Below are 5,687 nucleotides of genomic sequence, written 5' to 3'. Positions count from 1 at the left end.
CTCTTTACTTACACCTACTACTGATTTACAAGAAGAATACTTAGATTTTTATAACGAATGGAAAGATAGCGGTGAAACGATGATTCCATGGGTTATTTCAAAAAACCCTTCTAATTTCACGGCAATGATTCAAGAATTACACGACGCACATAACGGAATAAATATTCCTGAAACTTGGGTACCAGATTCTACTTATTGGCTCGTGACAGATGAAAATAGAGTTGTAGGAGTTGTTAATATACGTCATAGTTTGACGGAGCATTTATTTAATGCTGGAGGCCATATCGGTTATGGCATTCGCCCTTCTGAAAGAAGAAAAGGTTATGCTACAAAGTTACTAGAGTTATCATTAGAAAAAACGAAAGAATTAAACATCACGAAAGCACTTGTCGTTTGTGACGAAGTGAATACGGCTTCTGAGAAAACGATTTTACATAACGGCGGCCTCCGGGATGAAGATTACACTGAAGAAGATGGGAATGTTGTGAGAAGGTATTGGATTGAGCTCTAAATAATTAAAAACAAGCCAGAAAGTGATTAAACACTTTCTGGCTCCTTTTATCCCGCGTTAACGGGCAGTACAACTCCCACCTCAAAATTCAGCTGGAACAAAGAAGTTAGGTGGGAGATTAACTGTCCATAAACGCCCGATTGGTGAAGGCTAATAATCAGTGGGGGATGAACAAAACCCCCACTGATTAAAGTTTCACTTTATACTGCTTCTATTTCAAACTGCACTGTAATACCACTTGGGTCTACTACATTAAATCCATTTAAAGTTTCATTTATTTCATGTTGTTTTTCTATTAATCTTTCTTTCACTTCATCTAATGCTTCTTTATGCGGTAGTACTATCGTATACACTTTTAGTCCCGTTGCATGTGCTGGTGGATGCGGGTTGTTTACTCCGTTCCACGTATTTGCACCGATATGGTGATGATAGCCTCCTGCCGAAATAAATAAGCAATCATCTTCACGCTGCTGCACTTCAAAGCCTACTGTTTCTACATAAAACTCATGTGACTTTTCTACATCAGCTATTCGTAAATGGACGTGCCCAACGACAGTGTCAGCAGGTAATCCATCAAACTCATAATTAACGAGCGTTGCCAGTTCTTTTAAATCTAATGGCGTACTTCCCCCTGGCCCTTCTCCCCATTGTCCTCGAGGGCGATCTGCATAAATCTCGATACCATTCCCCTCTAAATCTTGTAAATAAAACGCCTCACTATACGTATGATCACTTGCACTATTAAACCTTGAAATTGGCAAAATTTCATTTGAATATGTATAACGCCCTTCTTGCTCAGCCGGACTATCAATTACCTTTTTATTGCGAATAACACCAAATAGTGCCGAAGCAAAAGCTTCACGAGTCGGAACTAAAAAGGCTACGTGATATATACCCGTCGTACGCGGTTCTTGTAGCGCTGCATCTTCCAACTGCTCAAGAACAAGTAACGTATTCTTACCACCTTTTCCAGCTAAGTATGCTTTGTTCTCCTCTTGTTTAATTACTTCTAATCCTACTACATTTTCATAGAAGGCAATTTGACGCTCTAGATCTTTTACTTTAAATGCAACATGACCAATACGTGTTTTCGGATGAATTTGTACCATGAATAACTTCCTCTCCTAATCCTTTATTTCAAAACAAACTAACATCGCCGTTACTATGAAGGATACAACTAAAAACATACTATGTAAATAAGAAAAATCAGAATTCATAGTTTTTTAAGAAGGCCATTAATGACAAAAAGCCATCTCCTCTGAAATTCAGAAGAGATGGCTTCAATTATAGAAACTATAAATATTTTACTTTATTATCCTTTAACTACATATTTATTTCATCTTATGTACTTCAGCAACTAACTTTCCGCCCTGAATGCCCATATAAAGCTTAACAGGAGCATCATTCGTGTTTTCAAATACTAAATCTAAATATGGATACGCAATTGTAGCATCTCTTCCCTGAGGGACATAACCTACTGTTTTAGAATGTGTAGTTCTCTCTACCATTTTCAAACCAGCTTGATCTGCTGCATTGTATAGCGTTGATGATGTTTGACAAACGCCACCACCATAACCATCTACTAATTTACCATCTACAATTTCTTTACCTAATTGATATCCTTTATCTGGCGTTGTATCACCGATTAATGCATTGAAAGAGAAACTGTCTCCTTTTGCTAATACAACTCCATTTATGCTCGCTGCCGACAAATGAATATTCTCAATACGGCCACCTGCTGATCCACCTAAATTCGTTTCATATCTACCAATTACCGTGCCACTTCCTTGCGCATCACTTAATGTTGCGGTAGGCTTTTTCTCAACGATAGGTAATTGATATGAAGAATCCCACATACCAACGTTTAATAATTTATCTACTAATTCTTTTTCCATTAATTCAAAAGAAGGCTTTCCTTCTTGCCATGATCCATCAGATGCTATACGTGAAGGGACCATCTTTTTGTCAACACTTTTCCCGACTTCACCTGCAACCTTCGTTACGGATTTTTTGAATTTCGCCTCATCTTCAAAATAACCTAAACTCGATAAGTCTATTTTTTTCACTTCAGTACCAGTACGCCCATCCACTAAGCTAATTGAATCCTGTACATCAGCCTTAGCCTCTACAACATTCCCACCAAAATCACTTACTAATGCCACATCACTTACTTTTGTACCACAACCACTTACTACAGCTACGCATAGCACCCCTACTAATATACCCTTTATTTTTCGGAACAATATACTCTCTCCTTTTCCCCAACATTATTTCTTATGTAATATTTCACTTTTATGTATCTTTTGTTACAATCATTTTACAATATATTTAGAAAATGTTACAAGTTGTTTTTTTACTCTATTAAAATTACTCTTTTCTTTTATAAATGTCTATACATATTTATATAAATTTTCGAGTTTGATAAGATTGTAACTTTTATGCAACCTATCTCTATCCAGTATATACCATTCAACAGATGAAATACAAATGTAACACCCTTTCATTTCACCTCTCTATTCACCTGCATGCTTCAGAAACCGCAATACCGCTTTCTCATATGTGATCATTATTAACAACTTAAACCGAGCTTTTATCGGTAAAAACAATCATTCACTTCAGGTATATAGGTATTTGCCGTGCCACTACTCCGCTTTTGCACATACATTATGATGAATTTAACCTATTATAAAGAAATGGAGGATGTTTTTATGTATCCCTACAATCCTTATGATCCATATAACCAATATGGTTACCAACCTCAGTATGATTTACAGGCACAATACCAACAATATATAGATCAAACAGAACAAGTTAATCCATATGATCAAAATCGACAATTTCAACTTCCAATCTCTTTCCCTGGTACTGGAAACCGTCAATTAGAAAGACGAGTAAATGAGCTTGAGCAAAGGGTACGTCAACTAGAAAACACAGTTGAGCGTCATACACGTAGATTAAATCGCTTAAATCAGCGTTTACGTACAGTAGAAAACAGGCTAAACATTCCATTTTCAGCATTAGAAGACGGATTTTAATTTCGAAAATAACAAATATATAAGGAAGGGACTCCCCCTTCCTTATATAAATTGACGAAAGTTTTTTCCATCTCTATACTGATAAGAGTTAATGAAATGAAACAAGGTGATAAATATGGATTTTGAAATAAATTTTCTTTCCTTTTATGTAGTACAAGTAGAAGGAAAAGGTGAAGTAGTTGATAAGCGCTATAAACATTTTCAAACATTAGACGCTGAAGAGTATGAAGATAGCTCTTTAAAAGAATTTTTGAATGGTGAATTATTAAAAATTTCAAAGCGAAAAGTAGAACGTCACGCAAAAACAGAACAAGCCCCAACGAAGATCGGTCGCTTTATTGTAGAAGAAGGGCATGAACTCGATTCAAACCCTCATTACAACTTATTTAATCGTATTCGCTTTGCAGAAACAAAAGAAAACTTCAAAGATATGAGCGAACCTCTCGTTTATACATACCTTGACACAAGCGCTGTACGTGGTGGTGTGTTTTTAATCGCTCAAGCAAAACTACGCAAATACTTTGATGATCCATTCGTATTCGTAATGAAATGTGACTTCGAACCAAAGGTTGCTTCCATTTCTGATGAATCAACACTTATTCGTAACGTTGAAATGGCCATCACAACAAAGAATATGAAATCTATCCAGTACCCATACATGCCTGAAGAAGGTATGGTGGAGCCTGGCGAACTAAAAATACACCAAGCATCACACGCCCGCTACTTTGAAGACTTCTTAAAATTCGTCGAATACGAACGCTCTATGACTGAAATTATGAAAACACAAGTAATGGACATGGTATACGACCAAATTGAAGATGTATTTGAAGAAGGTACTGAAGAACGTGAACAGTTCGATCAAGCGATGGAAGTATGGGCTGCCAGTCCGAAACGCGAAATTATGGAACAATTTTCAACAGAAGAAGTAATGGAAGCTACCGCTCAAATCGTCGAGCACGCCCCTGAAGTGGAATTAAAGCTAAAAGCAGATCATATCTCTGTGAAGGCTTTGCTTGCTGATTTCGGAGACCTAATACATATTGCAAAGGTAAACGACCGATATGTATTAATGATTGAAGCTGATACACTTACGTTTGAGAAAGGCTTCTCTCCAATTGAGTTTTTGAAGCCGGATGAATTACAAGACGTAATTGAGCGGATTGAGAATAAGCAACAGTATAGCTATGGATCAGGAGAAATTGAATAGAATAATGTAAAGAAGACAATGACGGGTTAAATTCCATCATTGTCTTTTTATTATCGAAAACATTTCGTATCAAGAACATGCGCTGTAACGTGTCCGTCTTGTATATCTGTTAATGTTATATTGTATGATCCGGCATTTTTTTCAAATGAAGCACATCTCTCAATGGATACGAGTCTTTTCAACCACTGTCATGCATAATAAACACTTCATCTCAAAAACTGCTAATTTTTAATGATTGTACGGCATTCCGCAAGAACAACGATGCGAACCGAATAATAAGTTATACGAAGCAGGAAATTCTTGATTTACACGTTGTACTTCTCGTGCAAACTCCTCTTCGTCTTTTGGTACTCGAATGAGCGCATTTGCTTTTTCTTGTGTATCTATATTGGCTCCAGGCGACACAAACCTGTTCGCCGCAACACGTACACCGTTTGTTACTACTGCATTGTATGAAATAACTGTTCCTTCTCCAATAATCGCATTATACACAATTGCTTTAAAACCGACGAACACCTTATTCCCTATATAACAAGGACCGTGAATGAGAGCGCCATGCGCAACACTTACTTTTTTCCCAATATAGATTGAATACTTTTTATCACCAACATAAACAAATTTATTCAATAAACCATGTAAGATAACTCCGTCTTGCAGATTTGTGTTTGAACTAATATAAAATGGAGTTCCTTCATCCGCACGAACGCTTACATTCGGAGCTACATATACATTATCTTTAATTCTCACATCGCCTATTACACTAGAAAACGGACTTATGAAAGCTGTTTTATCAATTTTGGGATAACGTTTAACCCGATAGGATTGGGGCTGATGAAGGGAGCAAACGAATGATTGTGGCTCCTACAATTTCTTTTCGTCAAGAAAACATCTCCTTTAAAATCACATATACAATATGTTATATACGCTCTGCTAT

At 36.7% G+C, this 5,687-nt stretch carries 5 protein-coding genes and 1 pseudogene; 3 read left to right on the top strand and 3 right to left on the bottom strand.

Annotation, left to right across the window (positions count from 1 at the left end; translation table 11 throughout):
• Positions 1-511, top strand: a 511-nt coding sequence (locus tag AB3X49_RS16640) for a GNAT family N-acetyltransferase (protein ID WP_367963454.1), incomplete at its 5' end; no start/stop codon positions are given.
• Between the two features lie 200 nt (positions 512-711).
• Here the strand turns inward: AB3X49_RS16640 and AB3X49_RS16635 are convergent.
• Both AB3X49_RS16635 and AB3X49_RS16630 read right to left on the bottom strand, forming a co-directional pair.
• Complete coding sequence (locus AB3X49_RS16635) at positions 712-1,620, bottom strand: VOC family protein (RefSeq protein ID WP_367963452.1); 909 nt, start codon at positions 1,618-1,620, stop codon at positions 712-714.
• Positions 1,621-1,842: 222 nt separating this feature from the next.
• A complete protein-coding gene (locus tag AB3X49_RS16630) occupies positions 1,843-2,754 on the bottom strand; it encodes a VanW family protein (protein ID WP_367963450.1) in 912 nt (303 codons plus the stop codon).
• 465 nt (positions 2,755-3,219) lie between these two features.
• On the opposite strand from AB3X49_RS16630, the gene AB3X49_RS16625 reads away from it, so the two are divergent.
• A complete protein-coding gene (locus AB3X49_RS16625; RefSeq protein ID WP_002087720.1) occupies positions 3,220-3,546 on the top strand; it encodes a hypothetical protein in 327 nt (108 codons plus the stop codon).
• 115 nt (positions 3,547-3,661) lie between these two features.
• Positions 3,662-4,753, top strand: a complete 1,092-nt coding sequence (locus AB3X49_RS16620) for a DUF3900 domain-containing protein (protein WP_367963448.1) — start codon at positions 3,662-3,664, stop codon at positions 4,751-4,753.
• 228 nt (positions 4,754-4,981) lie between these two features.
• Here the strand turns inward: AB3X49_RS16620 and AB3X49_RS16615 are convergent.
• Positions 4,982-5,634: pseudogene (locus tag AB3X49_RS16615) on the bottom strand (LbetaH domain-containing protein).
• Positions 5,635-5,687 lie beyond the last annotated feature (53 nt).

This window comes from Bacillus sp. C30 (assembly GCF_040838255.1).
GTDB classification, from domain to species: domain Bacteria; phylum Bacillota; class Bacilli; order Bacillales; family Bacillaceae_G; genus Bacillus_A; species Bacillus_A mycoides.
Note: the sequence above shows the minus strand (reverse complement) of the source record. Positions and strands in the feature narration are given on the sequence as shown.

Excerpts from the sequence above, each read along its gene's own strand:
- AB3X49_RS16635 (WP_367963452.1), bottom strand. The coding sequence starts at position 1,620 with ATGGTACAAATTCATCCGAAAACACGTATTGGTCATGTTGCATTTAAA.
- AB3X49_RS16625 (WP_002087720.1), top strand. The coding sequence starts at position 3,220 with ATGTATCCCTACAATCCTTATGATCCATATAACCAATATGGTTACCAA.
- AB3X49_RS16620 (WP_367963448.1), top strand. The coding sequence starts at position 3,662 with ATGGATTTTGAAATAAATTTTCTTTCCTTTTATGTAGTACAAGTAGAA.